Raw genomic sequence first — 20,201 nt, 5'->3', positions numbered from 1 at the left:
GTGGGCCCTCCCCGCACCTCACTGGATCGCTTGCAGCGGTTGAAGGCTGCCAGACGCGCCGAGCACGACGATCGGCGTGTCCTCCTTGTATTCCGGCGCGGCCGCAACCTGCGCCTTGGTCAATTCCAGCGTGATGCTGTCCTTCTTGTTGGCGATTTTGCCGAAGCGCAGCGCGTTCCATTCCACCACGATCTTGCGGCTGCCGACGCCGAGAAACCCGCCGAAATCGATCGCGGCAGCGCGCACGTGGCCGGTGCGATCGACAATGACGTCGACGATCCGGCCCATGTCCTCGCCGGCCGCACTGCGCACGTCGCGGCCGAGCACGCCGTGGGCCTCGCTCGCGCCGATGATGGTCACCGACGGCGGCGGGGCGGCGTCCTTGGGTGTCACCGGAACGGTCGAGGCCGGCGGCTGGGTCGCCGGCGCATTGGCCTCGCGCGGGCCTGTCGGCGGCTCGTCCGCAGCATGCGAGGTGGCGACCGCCAGGCTCGCAACGATGGCTATACCAAGGATCAATGCTCCATTCGCACGCATGACGCCCTCCTTGCGCGCTGCTAGCGCGCCAGCACGATCGAGACCTGGATCTGGCCGCGCGTGCGCATCACCTCCAGCGCCACGTCGTCGCCGTGGCGGCTGACGCGCAGATCGACGCTGGAATCGCCCAGCCGCAGATCGCGCAGGATCACCTCGTTGAGGAACGCCGGCAGATGCGGGTTGCGCAGGCGAATTTCGCCGCGCGCGACGTCGAATTCGAGTCCGAGCGCCGCCTCCAACAGCGTGAACGGCGTCGCGCTGGCCCAGGCCTGCGGCGCGCAGGCGACCGGATAGAGCGTCGGGCCTCGCCGCTTCTCGCGCCGGAAGCCGCAGAACAATTCGGGCAGCCGGCGCAGGTCCATGTAGGTCGCCGCGTCGAACAGCCCCTTGAAGACATGCGCCACCGAGTGCTTGAGGCCGTAGCGCGCGAGCCCGAGCGCGATCAGCGCGTTGTCGTGCGGCCAGATCGACCCGTCATGGTAGGACATCGGATTGTAGCGCACTTCGCCCTGCGCGACGGTTCGGATGCCCCAGCCCGAGAAGAAATGCGGCCGCATCAGATCAGCAGCGACGAGGCGGGCGCGATCCTCGCGGATCATGCCGCTGAACAGCACCTGACCGGCGTTCGAGGTTCGCACCTTGCACGGCCGCTTCCTGCCGTCGAGGGCGAGCGCATAGGTGCCGAGCTCCTCGCACCAGAACGCCTGCTCGAAGCGTTCGGCCAGCGCCCTGGAATCGGCGTCGAGCTTGCGCGCACGGTCCAGCTTGCCGAGCCGCAAAGCGCAACGCGCGGCGAGCTGCTTGGCGGCAAAGACGTAGCCCTGGACCTCGGCGAGGGCGATATTGCCTTCCGCGAGCTTTCCGTCGGCGTGGAAGATCGCGTCGTAGGAATCCTTCCAGCCCTGGTTGGCCAATCCCTTCTCGGTCGCGCGCTGGTATTCGACAAAGCCGTCCTGGTCGGGGTCGCCGGGGCCGTCGATCCAGGCCAGCCCCGCCTCGATCGCCGGCCACAGCTCGATCAACGTGGCCTCGTCGCCGGTGCGCTCGAAATAGCTTCCCGCGAGCAGCACGAACAGCGCAGTCGAATCGACGCTGCCGTAATAATGCGCGAACGGCACCTCGCCGAGCGCCGCCATCTCGCCACCGCGCATCTCGTGCAGGATCTTTCCGGGGGCCGCGTCCGCGAGCGGGTCGACCGTCTTCGCCTGGAAATGCGCGAGCCGGCGCAGAACGCCCTTGGCGATGCGCGGGTCGACCCACAGCATCTGGAGCGCGGTGATCAGGCCGTCGCGGCCGAACGTCGTCGAGTACCAGGGAATGCCGGCATAGGGATAACGCCCCTGCGGCGTCTCCGTCATCAGCATGTTGAGGTCGGCCATGGCCTGGCACAGCACCTCGTTGAAGATGTTGTTGGAGGTCTCGATGCTGGCGGCGCCCATGGTGGAATGGCGCATCTCGCGGCGGTGAGCAAGCAGTCCCCGGAAGAACCGCGCCGGCTTCTCCGCGATCGGCCGGTTGCAGGACACGGCCACGAAAAGCGAGGTCGATTCGTGCGGGTCCAGCTCGAGCTGCCAGGTCGCCGCGTTGACCGACAGCCGCGTCGGACGCGGGTCGAGATGCAGCGCCGTGGTGCGCTCGGTGTCGTCGAGACCGCGATATTCGAACAGCACGTCGGTCGGCCCGAGCAATCTGCTCGTGCCGGTCCCGCGATGCGGGCGGCGCTCGCCGCGAACCTCGAACAGGTCGGCGAAATCGTTATCGAACAGCAGCGTCAGCTCGAAGCTGGTGCTCCGCTCGCCATGGTTCTGCACGCCGATGCGCTGGTAGGCGGTGCCGCGCCAGAGGAAGATCGTGCGCACGATGTGCAGCAGATCCTTCTGCAGGACGAGGCTGTCCTGCCGGTAGATGTCCGGATTGGTCAGGTCGACGGTCAGCGCCGAATTGTCGTCGCGCAGGTTGGAGCCGAGCAGCAGCGGCTGGAGATCGTCGAGCACGAGCTCGAGCCGTGCGAGGTAGCGCGTATCGTGATGGAACAGGCCATCCGGCCCGCCTGCCGATGCGCCGATGTCGCCATGGCTGTCGAGCACGATGAACATGTCGTCGTGCTTGAGCGACCGCCGCGGCCGCGCCGAGGGCCCGGTCATCGGAATGTAGAAAGGTTGCTCCGCGACCTGTGCGGAGGTCCGCGTCACGGAGACGAGTTGGGTTACGGCTTCGGCCGACATGAGCAGCTCCCCTGCGCTTGTTTTGAAACGCGACCGACTCGAGAACGCGACTGTTGGCTTACGCGGCGGCTTGCGCCAGCCTACTAATTTCCTGCGTGACCAGCTCACGATAGGGTCCGTGCCCCTGCATGAGGCGCTCGGGCGATCCGTCTTCGATGATCTTACCATGTCTCAGCACCACCACGCGGTCGAAATTGCGCAGCGTTGCCAGCCGATGCGCAATCGCGATCACGGTGCGACCGCGCATCAGGCGCGACAGCGCCTCGCGGATCGCCTCCTCGGATTCGCTGTCGAGCGCGGCGGTGGCCTCGTCCAGCAGCAGGATCGGCGCGTCCTTCAGGAAGGCGCGCGCGATCGCGATGCGCTGGCGCTGGCCGCCGGACATCTTAACGCCGCGGTCGCCGACCATGGTGTCGAGACCTTCGGGGAGGCCGTCGATGAAGTCGCAGCGCGCCGCGATCGCCGCGCGCAGCACCTCGTCGTCGGTCGCGTTCGGGCGGCCATAGCGTATGTTCTCGCGAATGGAGCGATGAAACAATGAAATGTCCTGCGGCACGACGGAGATCGCCTCGCGCAGGCTCAGTTGCGTCACCTTCGAGATGTCCTGCCCGTCGATGGTGACGTTACCCTCGTCGACGTCGTAGAAGCGCTGCAGCAGCGTGAACAGCGTCGACTTGCCGCCGCCAGACTGGCCGACCAGGCCGACGCGCTGGCCGGGCTGCAAGCGAAGGCTGAACCGCTCGAAGATCTTCTCCCCGCCGGGATAGCCGAAGGTGACGTTGTTGAACGCGATCGCCGCGCCGCTCTTGACCAGCGGCTCGGCCTCGGGGTGATCGCGCAGTTCGTGCGGCACCAGCAACGTGGCGATCGCCTCGGTCAGGCGGGCGACGTGCTGGGTGACGTCGACCAGCGCCACCGCAAGATCGCGCGTCGCGCTCAGGATGGAGATGCCTAGCGTACAGACCAGCACGACGTCGCCGGTGGTCGCATGGCCCCTCTGCCAGAGCGTGATGGCCCAGGCCATCAACGCGATCGTCAAGAGCACGGTCACGGCGGCATGCAGCAACCGCAGCTTTTCCAGATAGCGCAGGCTGCGGCTTCGCGCAGTCAGCTCACGGTTCACCGTCGCGTCGAACCGCTCATGCTCGTGGCCGATGCCGCAGAAGGCCCGTACCAGCGGCATGTTGCTGATGACGTCGATCATCTCTCCGTCGACCGCGGCCGCCTTGTCCGCGAAATCGTCGTGCAGCGGCTTGCCGGCGGCGGCGAGGTGAAACATGGTGACAACCATGCCGCCGGCGATCAGGATGAGGCCGAGCGCCATATAAGGACTGACGGTTCCGATCAGCGCGATCGCCGCAATTGTGGCGATGCAGGGCGGCAACACGTTCCAGACGAACATGTTCTCGACCGTGAACACCGCGTTCGAGGTCGCCGTGATCCGGCTCGTCAGCATCCCCGGCATCCGGTCGGAGAAATAGCTGGGTGCGTGTCCGGTCAGATGACGAAATATGTCACGCCGTAAATCGCCCGTGACCCGGACGAAGGTGAAGCTCGCCGTCCAGCTTGCGATCCGCCACAGGAAGTTGTCGGCGGCGATCAGCGACATGAGCAGAATGAATGCCAGCCATACGCCACCGCCCTGCGATGGTCCCGCCGACAAGGCGTCGACGAGAGATTTGACGCCGTACTGGGTGCCTACGGAGCAGGCAACCGCTCCGACTACCGCGGTGAGGATCACCAGATGCGACGCCATTCGCATCCGAAGATAGCGCAAGACAAAGGCAAATGGCCTGCGCGCGTATCCAGAAAGATGATCCATATGGCTGTCGCCCCGTTGTTCTGTTGTTCGTTTCGTTACTGGTCGAGTGAACATCGACCGCTTCCGCTCGGTTCCCCGGCGACGCCATCACTACATGCGGATGCGGACGATCTGCGAAGATGTGGTGGCAGCATCGCGACGCTCCCCGGACGTGTCGAATAAGTAACGTTTGGGAGAAGGAACTTCGCAGGTGCGGGAACGTTCCCCCGTCTGGCATAGCCGGTGCCGTACTGGCGGGGGTTTCGACAATCATGATCGCAGAGGAGATGGTGAGATGCGCATCGCGCAGGTAGCTCCGTTGACGGAGGCTGTTCCACCCAAGCTGTATGGCGGCACCGAGCGGGTGGTGCATTGGTTGACGGAAGAGCTGGTGGCCCTTGGACACGACGTGACGCTTTTCGCCAGCGGCGACTCGCAGACCTCTGCCAAGCTCGATGCCTTGTGGCCGAAGGCGCTCCGCCTCGACGGTTCCGTGCGCGATCCCAATGCGCTGCACATGGTGCTGCTGGAGCAGGTGCGGCAGAAATGTGACGACGAGGAATTCGACTTCCTCCACTTCCATCTCGATTATTATCCCTGGTCGCTGTTTCACCGGCAGCCGACGCCGTTCCTGACCACGCTGCACGGTCGGCTCGACCTGCCGGAGCATCAGCCGGTCTTCAACACCTTCTCCAAGATGCCCGTCATCTCGATCTCCAACGCGCAGCGGCGGCCGGTGCCGCAGGCCAATTGGGTGACGACGATCCATCACGGTCTTCCGGAGAACCTGCTGACGCCGAAATCCACGCGACAGGAATACCTCGCCGTGCTCGGCCGCATCGCGCCCGAGAAGGGCGTCGACCGCGCCATCAAGATCGCGACGCATTGCGGCATTCCGCTGAAGATCGCGGCCAAGGTCGATCGTGCCGACCAGGATTATTACGACGAGTTGATCCGGCCGATGATCGAGAACAATCCGCTGGTGGAGTTCATCGGCGAGATCAGCGATCACGAGAAGTCCGATTTTCTCAGCGGCGCGCTCGGGCTGCTGCTGCCGATCGACTGGCCGGAGCCGTTCGGCCTCGTGATGATCGAGGCCATGGCCTGTGGAACGCCGGTGGTCGCCTTCAACCGCGGCTCGGTGCCCGAGATCATCGACGAGGGGCTGACCGGCTTCATCGTCGAGGACGAGATCAGCGCGGCGGGCGTGGTGAACCGTCTTCCGCAACTCGACCGCGCCGCGATCCGCAGGCAATTCGAGACGCGCTTCACGGCGCGGCGCATGGCGCTGGACTATCTCGCCGCCTACCGCAGCCTCGCCGAAGAAAAGGCGCCGCGGATCAAGCTGGTGAGCAGCGCGGAGTAGCGAGGCCACATCTCGCCACAGGCGTTATGGCCGGGCTTGTCCCGGCCATAATTGTTTGCCCAGATCTATCGACTCGTCATTGCGAGCGCAGCGAAGCAATCCAGGATCCTGTCCGCGGAGGGATTCTGGATTGCTTCGCTGCGCTCGCAATGACGGAGTATATGGCAAGCACGATCCCCTACACCACTACGGCCCGCTTCGGCTCGACGATCTCGAACATCCGCGGGAATTCGTCCATCAGGCCCATCAGCTCGGCGAGTTTCATCGGGTTGCCTGATAGCTTGACCTTGCCGGCCGCAACCGCCTCCGGAAAGCTCGTCAGCTTGGCGATCACCTCGTCGAGTGTGGATCGCTCCAGCGTAAAGCCAGCATCGGCGCTCTCCGCCTGCGCGCCCTCGGCATAGGTCAGAGCGCAGTTCTCCAGATTGAGCACGAAGGTCTCGCCGGTGTCGGAAAAGCTCCAGTTCAGGACGATGTGCTTGCCTTCCGCCTTCGGACCGTTGAGGCGAATACCCAGCACATCCCAGAGCTGAGAGGTGCGCAGCGCGGCCAGCGTCTCGCGCGGCATCGGCGGGCGGGCCGGCACCTTCGGCATGCCCTGGCGCAATTCCTGGGCGCCGAACAGATAGGCGTTGCGCCAGGTCGCGCTTTCGGCGGCATAACCGAGCTGCTCCAGCGTATCGGCCAAGAGACCGCGGGCCGCCGTATTGTCAGGCTCGGCGAAGACGAGATGGCCGAGCACTTGCGCGACGAAGCGGAATTCACCCTTGTCGAAATCGGTGCGCGCCCGCGCCAGGATCGCGTCCGCCCCGCCCATGTACTCGACATACTTCCTGCCGGACTCGACCGGGGGCAGCGGATCGAGATTGACCGGATTGGCGTCGTACCAGCCGAGATATTTCTGGTAGATCGCCTTCACGTTGTGGCGGATGTGGCCGTAATAGCCGCGGCCGTGCCAGGCGCCCTCCAGGCTCTTCGGCAGCTTGATCGTCTCGGCGATCTCGGCAGCCGTTAGGCCGTGATTCATCAGGCGGATGGTCTGATCATGCGCGAATTTGTAGAGGTCGCGCTGCTGCCGGATCATCGTGCCGATGCGCTCGCGTCCCCACACCGGCCAGTGATGCTGGCCGCACATCGCCTCCGCCTTGCCGTCCCAGAGCTGCAAAGCCTCGCCCAGATATTTCGACCAGGCCAGCGCGTCACGCACGTCGGCGCCGCGGAACGGCAGCAGGTTGTGGAAATTGTGCGTGCAGTTCTCGGCGAGGTTCAGCAGCTTGTAGCGCGGGACGAAGAAGTGCATCTCCGCCGGCGCTTCGCTGTTCGGCGCCATCTGGAATTCGAACGCGACGCCGTCGATCAAGCGCGTGTCGCCGGTCGCCATGATCAGGTCGGTCGGGCGCAACAGCGCAACCGATCCCGCCGCCATCGACTTGCCGAGACCGCAATCGACCTGTCCCCGCGCCCCCTTGGCGAGCAGCGGCCCGAACTGGTACTGCGCGCGGCGCAGCATCGCCGGTCCCGCAATGATGTTCTCGGAGACGGCGTGCTCCATGAACAGGTTCGGCGCGATGAGGGGCACGCGGCCGCTGGCGAGCGCATCCTCCTCCACCACGCCGCGGGCACCGCCCCAATGGTCGGTGTGGGTGTGCGTGAAGATGACGGCCGAGACCGGCTTCACGCCGCGATGCCTGAAATAGAGATCGAGCGCGGCGCGGGCGCCTTCGATCGAGGTCAGGGTGTCCACGACGATGACGCCGCTGTCGCCCTCGATCAGCGTCATGTTGGCAATGTCGAGCCCGCGCACCTGGTAGACGCCGGGCACGACCTCGAACAGGCCGTGCTGCATGTTGAGACGCGACTGCCGCCACAGGCTGGGATTGACCGTGGGCGGCGCCTCTTCGGCGGACAGGAAACCATATGGCCGAAGACTCCAGACCGTCCGCCCCTGCGGGCTCGTGATCTCCGCGTTCTCGATGCTGCCGAGGAAGCCGCGCGCGGCATCGTCGAAATCCTGCGTGTCGGAAAACGGCAGCGCGTTCAGCATCGCCGCTTGCTGCGCGACGACGGAGGGCGTTGCGTCCTTCGGCTCGTTCGCGATGTCCGTCATGCGTGTGTCCTCCCGGCCTGTCGCGCGGCATCTAACCGCATCTGGCGGACGTTTGCCATCGGCAACGGAAGGATACGTAGCCCGGGTGGAGCGAAGCGCAATCCGGGAAAGTCGACGCGCTGGGAGAAAGGCCCGGATTACGCTCGCGCTTCATCCAGGCTACGAAGTGACCTTCCCGCTACATTCCGAGCAGCCTCGGCAGCCACAGCGACAGACCGGGCCAATACGTCACCACCACGAGGAAGCCCAGCATGGTGAGCAGCCATGGCCACACCGCGACCGTGAGCTCGGTGATCCCCATCTTGGCGATGCCTGAGGCGACGTAGAGATTGAGGCCGACAGGCGGATGGCACAGGCCCACCTCCATGTTGACCGTCATCAGGATGCCGAAATGAATGGGATCGATGCCGAGCTTGATCGCGACCGGAAACAGGATCGGCGCCATGATCAGGATGATGGAGGACGGCTCCATCACGTTGCCTGCGATCAGCAGCAGCAGGTTGACGAGCAGCAGGAACCCGATCCACCCCAGGCCCTGGTCGATCATCCACTGCGCCAGCGCCTGCGGCACGTTCTCGTAAGTCATCAGGAACGAGAACAGCACGGCGTTGGTGATGATGTAGAGCAGCATCGCCGAGAGGTTCGCCGATGACAGCAGCACCCGCGGCACGTCGCGCAGCTTCAGATCCTTGTAGATGAACACCGCGACGATGAAGGCGTAGACCGCGCTGACGGCGGCGGCTTCGGTCGGCGTGAACAGGCCGCTGTAGATGCCGCCGATCACGATCACGATCAGCAGGATGCCCCAGATCGACTTGCGGAAGGCGTCGAGACGCTCGAGGAAGGTGGCCTTCGGCATCCGCGGATAATCGTTGCGCCAGGCCCGATAGAACGTCGTGGCGCCCAGCAGGGAGGCCAGCACCAATCCCGGCACGATGCCGGCGATGAAGAGCTTGCCGACCGAGCTGTTGGTGGAGACGGCGTAGAGCACCATCGGGATCGAGGGCGGAATCAGGATGCCGAGCGAACCCGAGGTCGTGATCACACCGGCGCCGAACCGCTTCGGGAAGCCTTGCGCGACCATCGCCGGCAGGATCACCGAGCCGATCGCCACCACGGTCGCCGGCGACGAGCCGGAGATCGCGGCGAACAGCGCGCAGGCCACCACGCCCGACAGGGCGAGACCGCCGTACCAATGGCCGACCAGCGAAGTTGCGAAGGTGATCATCCGCCGCGCCACCCCGCCATGGGTCAGGAAGTTGCCGGCGAGGATGAAGAACGGGATCGCCATGATCTCGAAATTCTCGATGCCGGTGAACAGCTTCAGCGCCACCGATTCGGTTCGCACGTCGGTCAGCGTGAACATGAAGCTGAGCACGGTGAGACCCAGCGCGATCGAGATCGGCATGCCCGTCAGCATCAAGGACAGCAGCAGCGCGAACACGATGAAGACGCGCAGGCCCTGCGGCAGCGCGATGATGTGGGCCGCATGCGCGATACACACGGCGACGATCAGGACCGGCAGCAGCATCAAGATCCAGCCGAGCGGGCTGAGCTCGTCCCGAACCACCTGCGTAGGCGTGACCGGGGCCGGATGCACGGGATCCACCTCGACGCCTTCGACGCCCGCCACGTCGTGGTGCGGCAGCTCGCCGGTGCGGTAGAACGACCAGGCGACCTGCAGGAAGCGGAAGCACATCAGCCCGGAGCCGACCGGGATGGTGAGATAGACTATCCACATCGGCGCTTCGAGATCGTTGGACTGCTGGCCGCTGTGCCACATGTGGCCGACGAAGGCGGCGCCGAAATAGCCGATGATGGCGGTGAAAAGAGCGCCGCACAGCAGGCCGAAGGTGATCACGCGCCGGCGCGACCCACCGGGGAGAATGTTGACCAGCACGTCGACGCCGACATGGATGCCGGTCCGTACGCCGTAAGCGGCGCCGAACTTGGCCATCCAGATGAACATGTAGATGCAGAGTTCCTGCGCCCAGGACAGGTCGATCGCGGCAAGCCAGGCGAACACCGCGCGCATCGGGACGGCCAGGAAAGCCAGGTTACGGGCTTCCGCCCATTTGGCGATGTCGATCGACAGCCCGGCGCCGTAGCGGTGCAGCACGGCGACGAAGATCAGCGACGTCGCAGCCGCGATCATCGTCGCGATCAGCCATTCCTCGAGATGATCGAGAAAACGATTCAGCACTCGCAGCAACTTGGTCCCCCCAGCTTCGGTTCGTCCATTCAAGAGCGAAACGGCCGGGAGTGCGATCACCCCCGACCGTCGGCGTTGTTCTTATTGGGCCGTGGCCGTCAGTTCATCTTGACGTCGAGTTCCTTGGCAAGGAGATCGAGCACCTCCTGCCCGACCCGCCCCTTTGCCCATTTATACGTCGGCTGCATCGCCTCTTGCCAGGCCTTGCGGTCGGCGTCGGTGAGATAGTGCAGATTGGTCTTGCCCGTCTTCTTGATCGCGGCCAGCGCGTCCTCGTTCTCCTGGCGCGCGATCGAGTTGGTGTAGTCGGTCGCCTCCGCCATCGCCTTGTCGAGCTGGGCGCGGATGTCGGGCGGCAGGCCCGACCAGAACTTGGAATTGACGATCACGGCATATTGCAGATGGGCATGATAGGATACGGTGATGTCCTTCTGCACCTCGTAGAACTTCTGCGTCAGGTAGTTCGACGCGGTGTTCTCGCAGCCGTCGACCACGCCGGTCTGCAAGGCCTGGTACACCTCCGAGAACGCCATGATCTGAGGGATCGAGCCCATGATGCGGAGATATTGGTCGGCGATCTTCGATCCGGAGATGCGGAATTTGAGACCCTGGAAATCCGTCGGCTTCAGCAAGGCGCGGTTGGCGGAGAGCATGTGGAAGCCGTTGTCCCAATAGGCGAGACCGGTGATGCCCTTGGCCTCGAGCTTCTGGAACAGCCATTTGCCGATCGTGCCCTTCATCGCGTTGGCATAGACCGCATCGTCCTTGAACAGCCAGGGCAGATCCAGCGCTTCGAACTCCTTGACGCCGAGCGGCGCGAATTTCGCGGTGGAGGGCGCGAGCATCTGCACCGAGCCGAGCTGCAGCGCCTCGATTTCCTCCTTGTCCTTGTAGAGGGTGGAGTTCGGGTAGACTTCGACCTTGACCTTGCCGTCGGTGTATTTCTCGGCCAGCTCCTTGAATTTCAGCGAGCCCTTCCCTTTCGGGGTGTCGTTGGCGACAACGTGGCTGAACTTGATGACGATCGGAGCTTGTGCCGGCGCAGAGGCGGGCGCCAGACCGAATGCGACCGCCGCGACAGCGAGAAGCAATTTGCGCATGAAGACCTCCCCAACAACCTCGAAACCGGGTTCTTTTGTTTTGCGGTCAGTATTGGCAGCAATCCGCGAGCCGAACAACCAGACCTAAGCCCAATCTGCCGCACTCAAGCTATCTTGACGGACGCTGTCTGCGCAACCCGGCTCGCGCGCCCGTTCGTAGGAACGAGCGCTTATATCGCATTGCGGCAATGCATCAGCCCTTGCGCTGGGCGACCATGAAGAGACGGCGGAACGGGAACAGGGTCTGCCCCGCCGCATTCTTCGGGTAGGCTTTCGCAACGCGCGCGCCATAGGCGGCTTCGAACGCCATCTTCTCGTCCCCCGCGAGCACGTCGAGATAGCGCGTCAGCCAGGTCCCCTTGGTCCATTCCTTGACCGGGTTGTCGCCTTCGAGCACTTGCAGATATTCGGTCTCCCAGATGTCGATATTGGCCGACATCGGCGCGAGAAGGTCATGGTAGTAGGCCGGCCCCTCGACCGGCGGCGGCGTGACGAGATGCTCGACCTTGGATCGCCAGGGACCATCGAGCGCGGTCTCGCCGATCAACACATGCGACGGCGCCAGGAAGTTGCGCGGCATCTGCACCGCAAGCATGCCGCCAGGCTTCACCCTCTCCATCACCGACGGAAACAGTGCCGCATGATTGGGCAGCCAGTGCAGTGCGGCATTGGAATAGATCAGATCGTACTGCCTGGCCGGATGCCAATGGCCGAGATCTTCATGTGACCATTCCACATCCGGTGCCGCCATGCGGCCGGCGGCGACCATCTCGGCCGAACCTTCGACGCCAGTCACGCTCGCCTCCGGCCAGCGCTCCCTAATCAGTTTGGTGACGTTGCCGGCGCCCGCGCCGAGATCGACAATCTCGCGCGGGCCAAAATCCGGAATCCGCATCAAGAGGTCGACGGCGGGCCGGAGCCGATGGCCGGAGAATTTCAGATATTGCTGCGGATCCCAGACCATCGCTCAACGCCTTTTTCTTTTTCGTGTTTCCTTCAACGCCGCTCTTGGTTACCACTGCTCGTCCCGCTCAGGCAATTCGCAAGGCCGGCGGGATGGGACAGGAAGCGATCAGCAACAAGCAAGAAGACAATCAAGAGAGCGTGTAACCATGGACCTCGGGCTCAAATCGAAAACCGCTGTTGTCACCGGCGCGAGCATCGGCATCGGACGCGCCATTGCCAAGGGCCTCGCGGCCGAAGGCGTGCGCGTCGTCGGCGTGGCGCGGCGCGGCGACTTGCTCGCAGAGCTCGTGAAGGAAGTCGGAGGCGGGCTGATCACGCCGTTCGAGCAGGACGTCATGGCCAAGGACGCGGCGGAGCGGATCACGGCCTTCGCGTTGAAGGCGCTCGGTCATGTCGACATCCTCGTCAACAATGCCGGCGGCAGCCGGCCGCTGCCGGTCGATGCGCCCGACAGCAAATGGGACGAGGCGATCGCGCTGAATTTCACCAGCTACCGCCGCATCGCGCATGCGCTGCTGCCGCAGATGATCGAACGCAAATGGGGCCGCATCGTCAACATCACCGGCAAGTCCGAGCCCGAAGGCCTCAACGCCGCCTTCGCCGCCAAGGCCGCGGTGCACGCCTGGGCCAAGGGCCTGTCGCGCGAGATCGGCGAGCACGGCATCACCATCAATTGCATCCCGCCCGGCCGCATCATGAGCGAGCAGATCCGCCGCAACTACGCACCCGATTATCGCGAGCGCTTTGCGGAAGAGGAAATTCCGGTCGGCTATTGGGGCGAGCCGGAGGATCTGGCGGCGCTCGCAGTGTTCCTGGCCTCGCCGGTGGCGCGTTACATCACGGGCACGGTGATCCCGGTGGACGGCGGATTGCGGCGGTATCAGTTTTAGACAAGACCGATCCCGTAGGATGGGTAGAACGCAGCGAACCCATCGATCCAAGCCAGGCCGCAGCATGATGGGTTTCGCAAGTGCTCCACCCATCCTACGCGCTGGTTCCGCGCAACATCACTGCCTGGTGATGCCGGAACGGTCAGTCCGCAACCGCGTTGTCTCCTATATAGAAGGAGACCATCATGAGCGTTGAAGGCAAGATCAAGGAAGGTGCCGGTTACATTAAGGAAGAGATGAACGAGCACGGCAAGGACCCCGAGAGCCAGCGCAAGGCTCAGGAGGGACGCGATCTTCGCAACGAGGGCCGCATGGAAGACGGCAAGCCGCCGAAGACCACCAAGCCCGGCACTGGACACTGAGCCGATCCAGTTCAAAACCGCCTCCGGTCGAAACCGGGGGCGGTTTTTGTTTGGGCAATGCCAGCGCGCGGAACATGCAGCGCATCGCGCCGTTGCTCCGGCCTCACTGGAGGAAAGTCCATGCCCAAGACACCGCTCGCCGAGATCGCGAAGGAAATGGCCGGAATCGACATCGCCATCCTGTCGACCCATACCGAGAACGGCGAAATCGCCAATCGTCCCATGAGCAACAACGGCGATGTCGCCTACGACGGCACGTCTTACTACTTTGCCTATGAGCGGACTCGTACCGTAGCGGACATCCAGCGAAACCCGAAAGTGGCGCTGGGATTTTCGTCGGAAGCGGGCCTGTTCTCGAAGGGCATCTACGTCGCCGTCGAAGGGACCGCCGAGCTGATCCGCGACAAGGCGGCCTTCCAACAACACTGGACCAGCGATCTCGACAAATGGTTCGACAACGGCATCGATACGCCGGGCATCGTCCTGATCAAGGTCAAGGCGAGCCGCATTGCTTATTGGAAGGGGCGAGACGAGGGTGAGATCGAGCTCTGATCGGCGAGTTCATCGTGCGGCGATTCCTTCAGTGGTTCTTCCAGAACCGCGAGACCGGTGCCATCACCGTCGCGCAGTGGCCCAATCTCCTTCTGTGGACCGTGATCGTTGCGGGTGTTCTGCTTTGGATCTGGCCTTCCGCAGGCAAAGCCAGCGTCGGCTTGACGATCGTGTTGAAAGGCGGACTCGTCATCTGGGGCATCGACGAGATCGTTCGCGGCGTGAATCCCTGGCGGCGCTGTCTTGGCGCCGCCGTCGTCATCTATGAGTTCATGACGCTTCTGCCGTGAACCGGGAGACAATCGACGGGTGAGACGACGGCCCTACCGCTGCAAGCTTGCGGCCCTGCTTCGAGACGCGCTCAGTTCGCGCAGCGCGCCAAATGCGATCTGCCCCCGGGGATGGGGAGCGACGGTATCAATTACGGAAATGCAGGTTCTTGCTCCACGTCCTGAACGTTGCTACGCCGCAGCAGCGTCGAGGCGTCGACAACGCTGATTTGCGTCAAGGGAACGTTCGAGACGCTGCCAGATCTTTGCGCGCGATCGGCGAGCCGACACCAGCCTGCCGCCGGTATGGGCCATAGCCCGCAGGGCGGCCGGCCATTGGAGTGAACTCCGTGAACGATTGGACACGTTGGGCCCCCGGAATCCATACGCTTCGCCACTACGAAGCTGATTGGCTTCGGCAGGATGTGTTCGCAGGTCTCGTGCTGGCGGCCATGCTCGTTCCGGTCGGAATCGCTTATGCCGCGGCGTCCGGCCTGCCGGGCATCCACGGGCTCTACGCCACCATCGTCCCTCTTCTTGTCTACGCGATGTTCGGTCCGAGTCGGATCGTCGTGCTTGGCCCCGACTCGGCGCTGGCTGCCGTCATCCTCGGCGTGATTGCCCCCTTGTCTGGCGGTGATCCGGTGCGCGCGGCAATGCTTGCCGCGATGATGGCGCTCGTTTCAGGAACGGTGCTCATTGTGGCGGGCATCGCGCGATTGGGATTTGTGACCGAGCTTCTGTCCAAGCCGATACGTTATGGCTACATGAACGGCATCGCGCTGACCGTCTTGATCAGCCAGCTGCCAAAGCTGCTCGGCTTCTCGATCGAGAGCGAGGGCCCGCTGAAAGATCTTTGGGCGATCGCCACCGGGATCCACGAAGGCAAGATGAATTGGGCCGCATTCGCCGTCGGGCTTGGCACGCTGATCGTCATCCTGCTGCTCAAGGGCAGCAAACGACTTCCGGGAGTCCTGATTGCCGTCGTCGCAGCGACCCTTGCCGTGGCACTGCTTGATCTGGCAACCGGTCATGGTGTGAAGGTCCTGGGGCCACTTCCGCAAGGTCTGCCGGCTTTCGCGATTCCCAGGATCGGATACAGCGATCTGGTCCCCGTGCTGGCCGGCGGATTCGCCATCGCCCTGGTCTCGTTCGCCGACACCAGCGTGTTGTCGCGAACCTATGCTGCGCGTTTGGGTGACAAGGTCGATCCCAACCAGGAAATGGTGGGTCTTGGCGCAGCCAACCTGGCGACCGGCTTCTTTCAGGGTTTTCCGATAAGCAGCAGCTCGTCGCGTACGCCGGTCGCCGAAACCGCCGGCGCGCGCACCCAGCTGGCGAATGTCGTCGGCGCACTCGCGATCGCGTTCCTTCTACTGCTTGCGCCCAATTTGTTGCAGCACCTGCCGAACGCCGCATTGGCGGCAGTGGTGATCGCAGCCGCGATCGGCCTGATCGAGATCAACGATCTCAAGCGGATCTACCGGATCCAGCGGTGGGAGTTCTGGTTGACCGTGCTGTGCTTCGTGGGCGTCGCCGTGTTCGGCCCAATTCCGGGAATCGGCCTCGCCGTTGCGGTGGCGATCGCGGAATTCCTGTGGGACGGCTGGCGTCCGCACTCCGCCATTCTCGGGCGCGCGTACGGCGTCAAGGGCTATCACGACATCACGAGATATCCCGATGCCCGTTTGATCCCCGGACTGGTGCTGTTCCGATGGGATGCGCCGCTGTTCTTCGCCAACGCCGAGTTCTTCAAGGAGCGAATTCTGGCCGCGATCGAGACATCGCCAACGCCTGTGCGCTGGCTGGTCGTCGCCGCCGAACCGGTCACGAGCGTGGACGTTACTGCCTGCGATACTGTTGCCGAACTGGACGAGGCGCTCAAGGCCAGGGGCATTGAACTCTGCTTTGCCGAGCTCAAGGATCCCGTGAAGGACAAGCTGAAGCGTTTTGGCTTGTATGCTCAGCTTGGCGAAGCCCAGTTCTTTCCGACCATCGGCTCAGCCGTTTCGAGCTATCTGGAGATCAATAACGTCGCGTGGGAGGACTGGGAGGACCAGGTCAAGGTTGGCCCGTAGAAGGGCAGAGCAACGAATGTTACCGGCTCGCACCTGCAGTGACTGGGCCTACCCGCGAGAACGAATCAGCCTCGCCGGCAGATGAGTTGCCGCACAGCAAAGGAGTATTCCGGATTTCCCTGAGCAGGATCTGCATGTCGGCGGCCCCTTCCATCGATGCCCTCCAGGAAAGCTCCGCGAGCCTGCTGCGGGAGTGTTGATCCGGCTCGACGTCGGCCGACAGATGCGCGCTGCGGGCTTCACCGTATGCGTCCGCGGTTTGCATCCGCAGGGGTTTGGCCGATGCGTCAACGTGATCGCAACCGCCGACGCGGCGTTTCGAAAATCCCTTATCTTTCAAGGGGCATTCTACTGTGCATGGGGTTGTTTTTCGATTTTTGTCTTGAGCCCCGGGGCACCGCCGCCGCACCTTTTCGCGCATAGACAGCATGCAAGCGGATGGCTGTGGAAGGCGGTCCCACCGTAGTACATGCCAATTGGACCTTGCAGCCACGCGCCGGAGCGCCGCGCCAACGCAATGACAGCCACGTTACCCGCCGCTGCGCGCGAGCCCGACCGCCCCGTCGCCGATGGTCTCCCGGCAGCCCAGCGCCGATGGGCGATCGCCGCGATCTTCACCGCGCTGGCGATGGCCTCGCTCGACACCGCGATCGCCAACATCGCCCTGCCCGCCATTGCCGCGGATCTGCACGTCAGCCCGGAGCAGTCGGTCTGGGTCGTCAACGTCTACCAGATCGCGCTCGTGGCAACGCTGCTGCCGCTCGGCGCGCTCGGCGAGATCGTCGGGCACCAGCGCATCTATCTCGGCGGCCTGATCCTGTTCACCATCGCCTCGTTGTTCTGCGCGGTGGCGTGGTCGCTGGACAGCCTGCTGCTCGCGCGCACGCTGCAGGGCCTCGGCGCCAGCGGCATCATGAGCGTCAACACCGCGCTGGTGCGCTTCGTCTACCCCGGACGGATGCTCGGCCGCGGCTTCGGCCACAACGCATTGGTGGTGGCGACGGCCTTCACGTTCGGGCCATCGATCGCCTCCGCCATCCTCGCATTCGGCCCGTGGCCCTGGCTGTTTGCCGTCAACATCCCGTTCGGCCTCGTCGCGATCGGCATCGGCTTCGCGATGCTGCCGAAGACGCCGCGCGCCGATCACGGCTTCGACCTGCTCGGTGCGATCCTGGCGTCGGCCTGCCTCGGCCTGTTCATCACCGGCATCGGCAGTGCCGCGCATAGTCTGTCGCCGGTGCTCGTGGGCATCGAGCTGGTCGCCGCGCTCGCGCTCGGTTTGATCCTGACGCGCCGGCACGCCGACCATCCCGCGCCGATGCTGCCGATCGACCTGTTCGCCCGGCCCATGTTCGCGCTGTCGGCGGCAACGGCCGTGTGCTCCTTCGCGGTCCAGGGCCTCGCCTTCGTCGCGCTGCCGTTCTATTTCGAGGACGTGCTCGGCCGCTCGCAGGTCGAGACCGGCTTCTTCATGACGCCGTGGCCGCTGGTGGTCGGCATCATGGCGCCGATCGCCGGACGCCTGTCCGACCGCCATGCCGTCGGCCTGCTCGGCGGCATCGGCCTCGTGCTGCTCGGCCTCGGCATGGCACTGCTCGCGACGCTTCCCGCCAACCCCGCCATTGCCGACATCATCTGGCGGATGGTGATCTGCGGCATGGGGTTCGGCTTCTTTCAGGCGCCGAACATGAAGGCGGTGATGTCGAGCGCGCCGCCGCATCGCAGCGGCAGCGCCTCGGGCATCGTCGCCACCGCGCGCCTGACGGGACAGACGACAGGCGCCGCGCTTGCCGCCGCCTGCTTTGCGCTCGCCGGCCACGAGGGCGCAACGCTGGCGCTGGCGCTCGGCGCCGGCTTTGCCGCCCTCGGCAGCGTGATGAGCTTCCTGCGGCTGGCGGTGAAGTAAGGCCCCCTTAGGCCAGATGCCGGGCGGCCGTCATGCCGGACGTCGCCGCCGGAACGACCGTCTCGTCCTCGATCGCGGCAAGGCGCGTGTCGATGGCCGCGATGACCTTGCGCGAGTACGGTCCGAGGTGGGCGTAGGCGGCGATCATCTGCACCGCGATGCGTGCAGATGACGTATCGCGCTTGGCGCAGTTCATGAAGGCCTGCCACAGCGGCCCCCGCGCCTCGGGAAGGGCGGTGACCACCTTGTGCACCGTTTCCATCGCCCCCAGCTTGGAGCGGATATCCCCTTCGGTCAGCTCGGAGCGCTGCCTGGATCGATCGAGCAACGTCATCAGGCGTTCGATGCGTCCCGCATAGGCTGCGGGGCTGTAGATGTGCTCCAGCACCCGCTTGTAGTCCGTCAGAATTTCGCGCAGCGGGCGGACCGGATCGAAGTTGATGCCGGCCGTGCATTGATCGGCACCGATGGTCGGCGCCACGTCGTGGCCCGGATGCAGCCGCCCTTCGCGCTCCAGCCGCCGCGTCAGCTGCGTGTTCGGCAACGCGTAGAGCAGGCCGACCATGGCGACGGGAATCGCGGCCTCCTCGATGAAATCGATCATCGCATCGGCCATCGAGACCTTCTCGTTGTCGAAGCCGACGATGAAGCCGGCGGTGACCAGCATGCCGGCGGCATAGATCTTGTGGATGCTCTCGGCGATGTTGCGCCTTGTGTTCTGCTTCTTGCGCATCGCGACCAGGGTCGCAGGGTCGGGACTCTCGATGCCCACGAAGATGGCGAAGAAGTTGGCCGCGCCCATCAGCTCCAGGAGTTCAGGATCGTCGGCGAGATTGACCGACGCCTCGGTCGATAGCTCGAAGGGGTAACCATGGGCGCGCTGCCATTCGGCGAGCTGCGGCAGGAACTGGCGCAGCGACTTCTTGTTGCCGATGAAGTTGTCGTCGACGAAGTCGAGATGGCCGCGGTAGCCCATCTTGTAGAGCGTCTCGAGCTCGACGAACATCTGCTCGACCGTCTTGGTCCTTGGCACGCGGCCGTAGAGCTCGATGATGTCGCAGAACTCGCAGGTGAACGGGCAGCCGCGGGAATATTGCACGCCGAGATAGAGATAGTCCTCGAACTTCAGGAGGTCGAAGCGCGGCACCGGCGTCTTGGTGACGTCGGCCTGGAACTTCGGCGCGGTGAAGGTGCCGGAGCGGGCCCCGCTCTCCCAGGCCGCGATGAAGTCGTCGATGACGCTCTCGGCCTCGCCGAGCACCCGGAAGTCGGCCTTCTCATAGATGTGCGGACTGGAGGTGGGATCGGGACCGCCGACGACAACCGGCTTGCCCGCCGCGCGGCACATATCGATCAGGCGCAGCGTATCCGCCTGCTGCGGCAACATGCCGCCGGTGAAGACGACGTCGGCCCAGGCGAGCTCGTCGTCATCGAACTCCTGCGTGTTGCAGTCGATCAGCCGGACCGTCCAGCTCTCGGGCAGCATCGCGGCGACGGTGATCAAACCGAGCGGAGCCGCGGGACGCCGCACCCCCATCAGCTTGCAGGATTCGCCAAAGCTCCAGAACGATTCCGCCGTGAACAGCGGATAGAGCATCAACACGTTGCAGGGGCTTGGCACGTCAATGGAACTCCTTTTGCGTCGGCGCAGTGTAGCAAAGCGCGGTCGTCTTGCATCCCGGCAAAAAGGACAAACTGTCGCTCGGCCACATGCGCTGGAACCGCAGACGTCGCCTCAAGCCCGGCAGCCGGCGCCTGAAGAGAGATCTTGCGGCCCGCGATAGCCAGATTCTTCGGCAGCGACCCCTCGGACTGTTGATTTGAACCGTT

Annotated in this window: 16 protein-coding genes and 1 pseudogene; 7 read left to right on the top strand and 10 right to left on the bottom strand. The window is 64.3% G+C overall.

The genetic code is table 11. From position 1 onward, the window contains the following. Positions 1-18: 18 nt before the first annotated feature. Genes K410_RS0112150 through K410_RS0112140 form a run of 3 tightly spaced genes read right to left on the bottom strand, consistent with a single transcriptional unit; the run spans position 19 to position 4,584 of the window. Positions 19-537, bottom strand: coding sequence for a PRC-barrel domain-containing protein (locus K410_RS0112150; protein WP_028135104.1), 519 nt, complete (start codon positions 535-537; stop codon positions 19-21). Positions 538-557: 20 nt separating this feature from the next. Then, positions 558-2,762 (bottom strand): amylo-alpha-1,6-glucosidase, encoded by a 2,205-nt coding sequence (locus K410_RS0112145; protein ID WP_028135103.1) that lies wholly within the window; start codon positions 2,760-2,762, stop codon positions 558-560. A 58-nt stretch (positions 2,763-2,820) separates the two neighbouring features. Then, entirely contained in the window at positions 2,821-4,584 is a 1,764-nt protein-coding gene (locus K410_RS0112140; protein ID WP_028135102.1) for an ABC transporter ATP-binding protein, read from the bottom strand. A gap of 274 nt (positions 4,585-4,858) precedes the next feature. On the opposite strand from K410_RS0112140, the gene K410_RS0112135 reads away from it, so the two are divergent. After that, on the top strand, positions 4,859-5,929 hold the full coding sequence (locus K410_RS0112135) for a glycosyltransferase family 4 protein (RefSeq protein WP_028135101.1): 1,071 nt from the start codon (positions 4,859-4,861) through the stop codon (positions 5,927-5,929). 178 nt (positions 5,930-6,107) lie between these two features. Here the strand turns inward: K410_RS0112135 and K410_RS0112130 are convergent, their stop codons facing one another. The 5 genes and pseudogenes from K410_RS0112130 to K410_RS0112115 form a co-directional block, all read right to left on the bottom strand. Continuing rightward, positions 6,108-8,036 (bottom strand): alkyl/aryl-sulfatase, encoded by a 1,929-nt coding sequence (locus K410_RS0112130; protein ID WP_028135100.1) that lies wholly within the window; start codon positions 8,034-8,036, stop codon positions 6,108-6,110. Positions 8,037-8,214: 178 nt separating this feature from the next. Further along, positions 8,215-9,495 (bottom strand): TRAP transporter large permease, encoded by a 1,281-nt coding sequence (locus K410_RS41420; protein ID WP_245269464.1) that lies wholly within the window; start codon positions 9,493-9,495, stop codon positions 8,215-8,217. 216 nt (positions 9,496-9,711) lie between these two features. Then, positions 9,712-10,191, bottom strand: a pseudogene (locus tag K410_RS41415) (TRAP transporter small permease); the annotation flags it as partial. A gap of 155 nt (positions 10,192-10,346) precedes the next feature. Next, positions 10,347-11,348 (bottom strand): DctP family TRAP transporter solute-binding subunit, encoded by a 1,002-nt coding sequence (locus tag K410_RS0112120; RefSeq protein ID WP_028135098.1) that lies wholly within the window; start codon positions 11,346-11,348, stop codon positions 10,347-10,349. Positions 11,349-11,541: 193 nt separating this feature from the next. Continuing rightward, positions 11,542-12,312, bottom strand: coding sequence for a methyltransferase domain-containing protein (locus K410_RS0112115; RefSeq protein ID WP_028135097.1), 771 nt, complete (start codon positions 12,310-12,312; stop codon positions 11,542-11,544). A 148-nt stretch (positions 12,313-12,460) separates the two neighbouring features. Here K410_RS0112115 and K410_RS0112110 point away from each other — a divergent pair, with 148 nt between their 5' ends. The 5 genes from K410_RS0112110 (at position 12,461) to K410_RS0112090 (ending at position 16,465) form a co-directional block, all read left to right on the top strand. After that, positions 12,461-13,204, top strand: a complete 744-nt coding sequence (locus K410_RS0112110; protein WP_028135096.1) for an SDR family NAD(P)-dependent oxidoreductase — start codon at positions 12,461-12,463, stop codon at positions 13,202-13,204. Between the two features lie 185 nt (positions 13,205-13,389). Continuing rightward, the gene (locus K410_RS40360) at positions 13,390-13,566 is read left to right on the top strand and encodes a hypothetical protein (RefSeq protein ID WP_018322718.1); all 177 of its coding nucleotides are present in this window, start codon (positions 13,390-13,392) and stop codon (positions 13,564-13,566) included. A 120-nt stretch (positions 13,567-13,686) separates the two neighbouring features. After that, positions 13,687-14,118 (top strand): pyridoxamine 5'-phosphate oxidase family protein, encoded by a 432-nt coding sequence (locus K410_RS0112100; RefSeq protein ID WP_028135095.1) that lies wholly within the window; start codon positions 13,687-13,689, stop codon positions 14,116-14,118. A 14-nt stretch (positions 14,119-14,132) separates the two neighbouring features. After that, positions 14,133-14,408, top strand: a complete 276-nt coding sequence (locus K410_RS0112095; RefSeq protein WP_028135094.1) for a hypothetical protein — start codon at positions 14,133-14,135, stop codon at positions 14,406-14,408. Between the two features lie 329 nt (positions 14,409-14,737). Then, complete coding sequence (locus K410_RS0112090; RefSeq protein ID WP_028135093.1) at positions 14,738-16,465, top strand: SulP family inorganic anion transporter; 1,728 nt, start codon at positions 14,738-14,740, stop codon at positions 16,463-16,465. A gap of 19 nt (positions 16,466-16,484) precedes the next feature. On the opposite strand, the gene K410_RS0112085 is transcribed toward K410_RS0112090, so the two are convergent. Further along, positions 16,485-16,805: a hypothetical protein gene (locus K410_RS0112085; protein ID WP_155253360.1), complete on the bottom strand. Its 321-nt coding sequence runs from the start codon at positions 16,803-16,805 to the stop codon at positions 16,485-16,487. Positions 16,806-16,982: 177 nt separating this feature from the next. On the opposite strand from K410_RS0112085, the gene K410_RS0112080 reads away from it, so the two are divergent. Continuing rightward, on the top strand, positions 16,983-18,371 hold the full coding sequence (locus K410_RS0112080; RefSeq protein ID WP_028135091.1) for an MFS transporter: 1,389 nt from the start codon (positions 16,983-16,985) through the stop codon (positions 18,369-18,371). Positions 18,372-18,378: 7 nt separating this feature from the next. Here K410_RS0112080 and K410_RS0112075 read toward each other — a convergent pair whose 3' ends face one another. Further along, on the bottom strand, positions 18,379-19,998 hold the full coding sequence (locus K410_RS0112075) for a B12-binding domain-containing radical SAM protein (protein WP_028135090.1): 1,620 nt from the start codon (positions 19,996-19,998) through the stop codon (positions 18,379-18,381). Between the last annotated feature and the right edge of the window lie 203 nt (positions 19,999-20,201).

The organism is Bradyrhizobium sp. 22, assembly GCF_000482425.1.
GTDB lineage: Bacteria > Pseudomonadota > Alphaproteobacteria > Rhizobiales > Xanthobacteraceae > Bradyrhizobium > Bradyrhizobium japonicum_B.
This window is presented reverse-complemented; position numbering and strand designations above follow the sequence as displayed.

What these genes read in the sequence shown, in the direction of transcription:
- K410_RS0112145 (WP_028135103.1), bottom strand. Translation starts at nt 2,762, where the DNA reads ATGTCGGCCGAAGCCGTAACCCAACTCGTCTCCGTGACGCGGACCTCC.
- K410_RS0112140 (WP_028135102.1), bottom strand. Translation starts at nt 4,584, where the DNA reads ATGGATCATCTTTCTGGATACGCGCGCAGGCCATTTGCCTTTGTCTTG.
- K410_RS40360 (WP_018322718.1), top strand. Translation starts at nt 13,390, where the DNA reads ATGAGCGTTGAAGGCAAGATCAAGGAAGGTGCCGGTTACATTAAGGAA.
- K410_RS0112100 (WP_028135095.1), top strand. Translation starts at nt 13,687, where the DNA reads ATGCCCAAGACACCGCTCGCCGAGATCGCGAAGGAAATGGCCGGAATC.
- K410_RS0112080 (WP_028135091.1), top strand. Translation starts at nt 16,983, where the DNA reads ATGACAGCCACGTTACCCGCCGCTGCGCGCGAGCCCGACCGCCCCGTC.
- K410_RS0112135 (WP_028135101.1), top strand. Translation starts at nt 4,859, where the DNA reads ATGCGCATCGCGCAGGTAGCTCCGTTGACGGAGGCTGTTCCACCCAAG.
- K410_RS0112150 (WP_028135104.1), bottom strand. Translation starts at nt 537, where the DNA reads ATGCGTGCGAATGGAGCATTGATCCTTGGTATAGCCATCGTTGCGAGC.
- K410_RS0112120 (WP_028135098.1), bottom strand. Translation starts at nt 11,348, where the DNA reads ATGCGCAAATTGCTTCTCGCTGTCGCGGCGGTCGCATTCGGTCTGGCG.
- K410_RS0112115 (WP_028135097.1), bottom strand. Translation starts at nt 12,312, where the DNA reads ATGGTCTGGGATCCGCAGCAATATCTGAAATTCTCCGGCCATCGGCTC.
- K410_RS0112110 (WP_028135096.1), top strand. Translation starts at nt 12,461, where the DNA reads ATGGACCTCGGGCTCAAATCGAAAACCGCTGTTGTCACCGGCGCGAGC.
- K410_RS0112130 (WP_028135100.1), bottom strand. Translation starts at nt 8,036, where the DNA reads ATGACGGACATCGCGAACGAGCCGAAGGACGCAACGCCCTCCGTCGTC.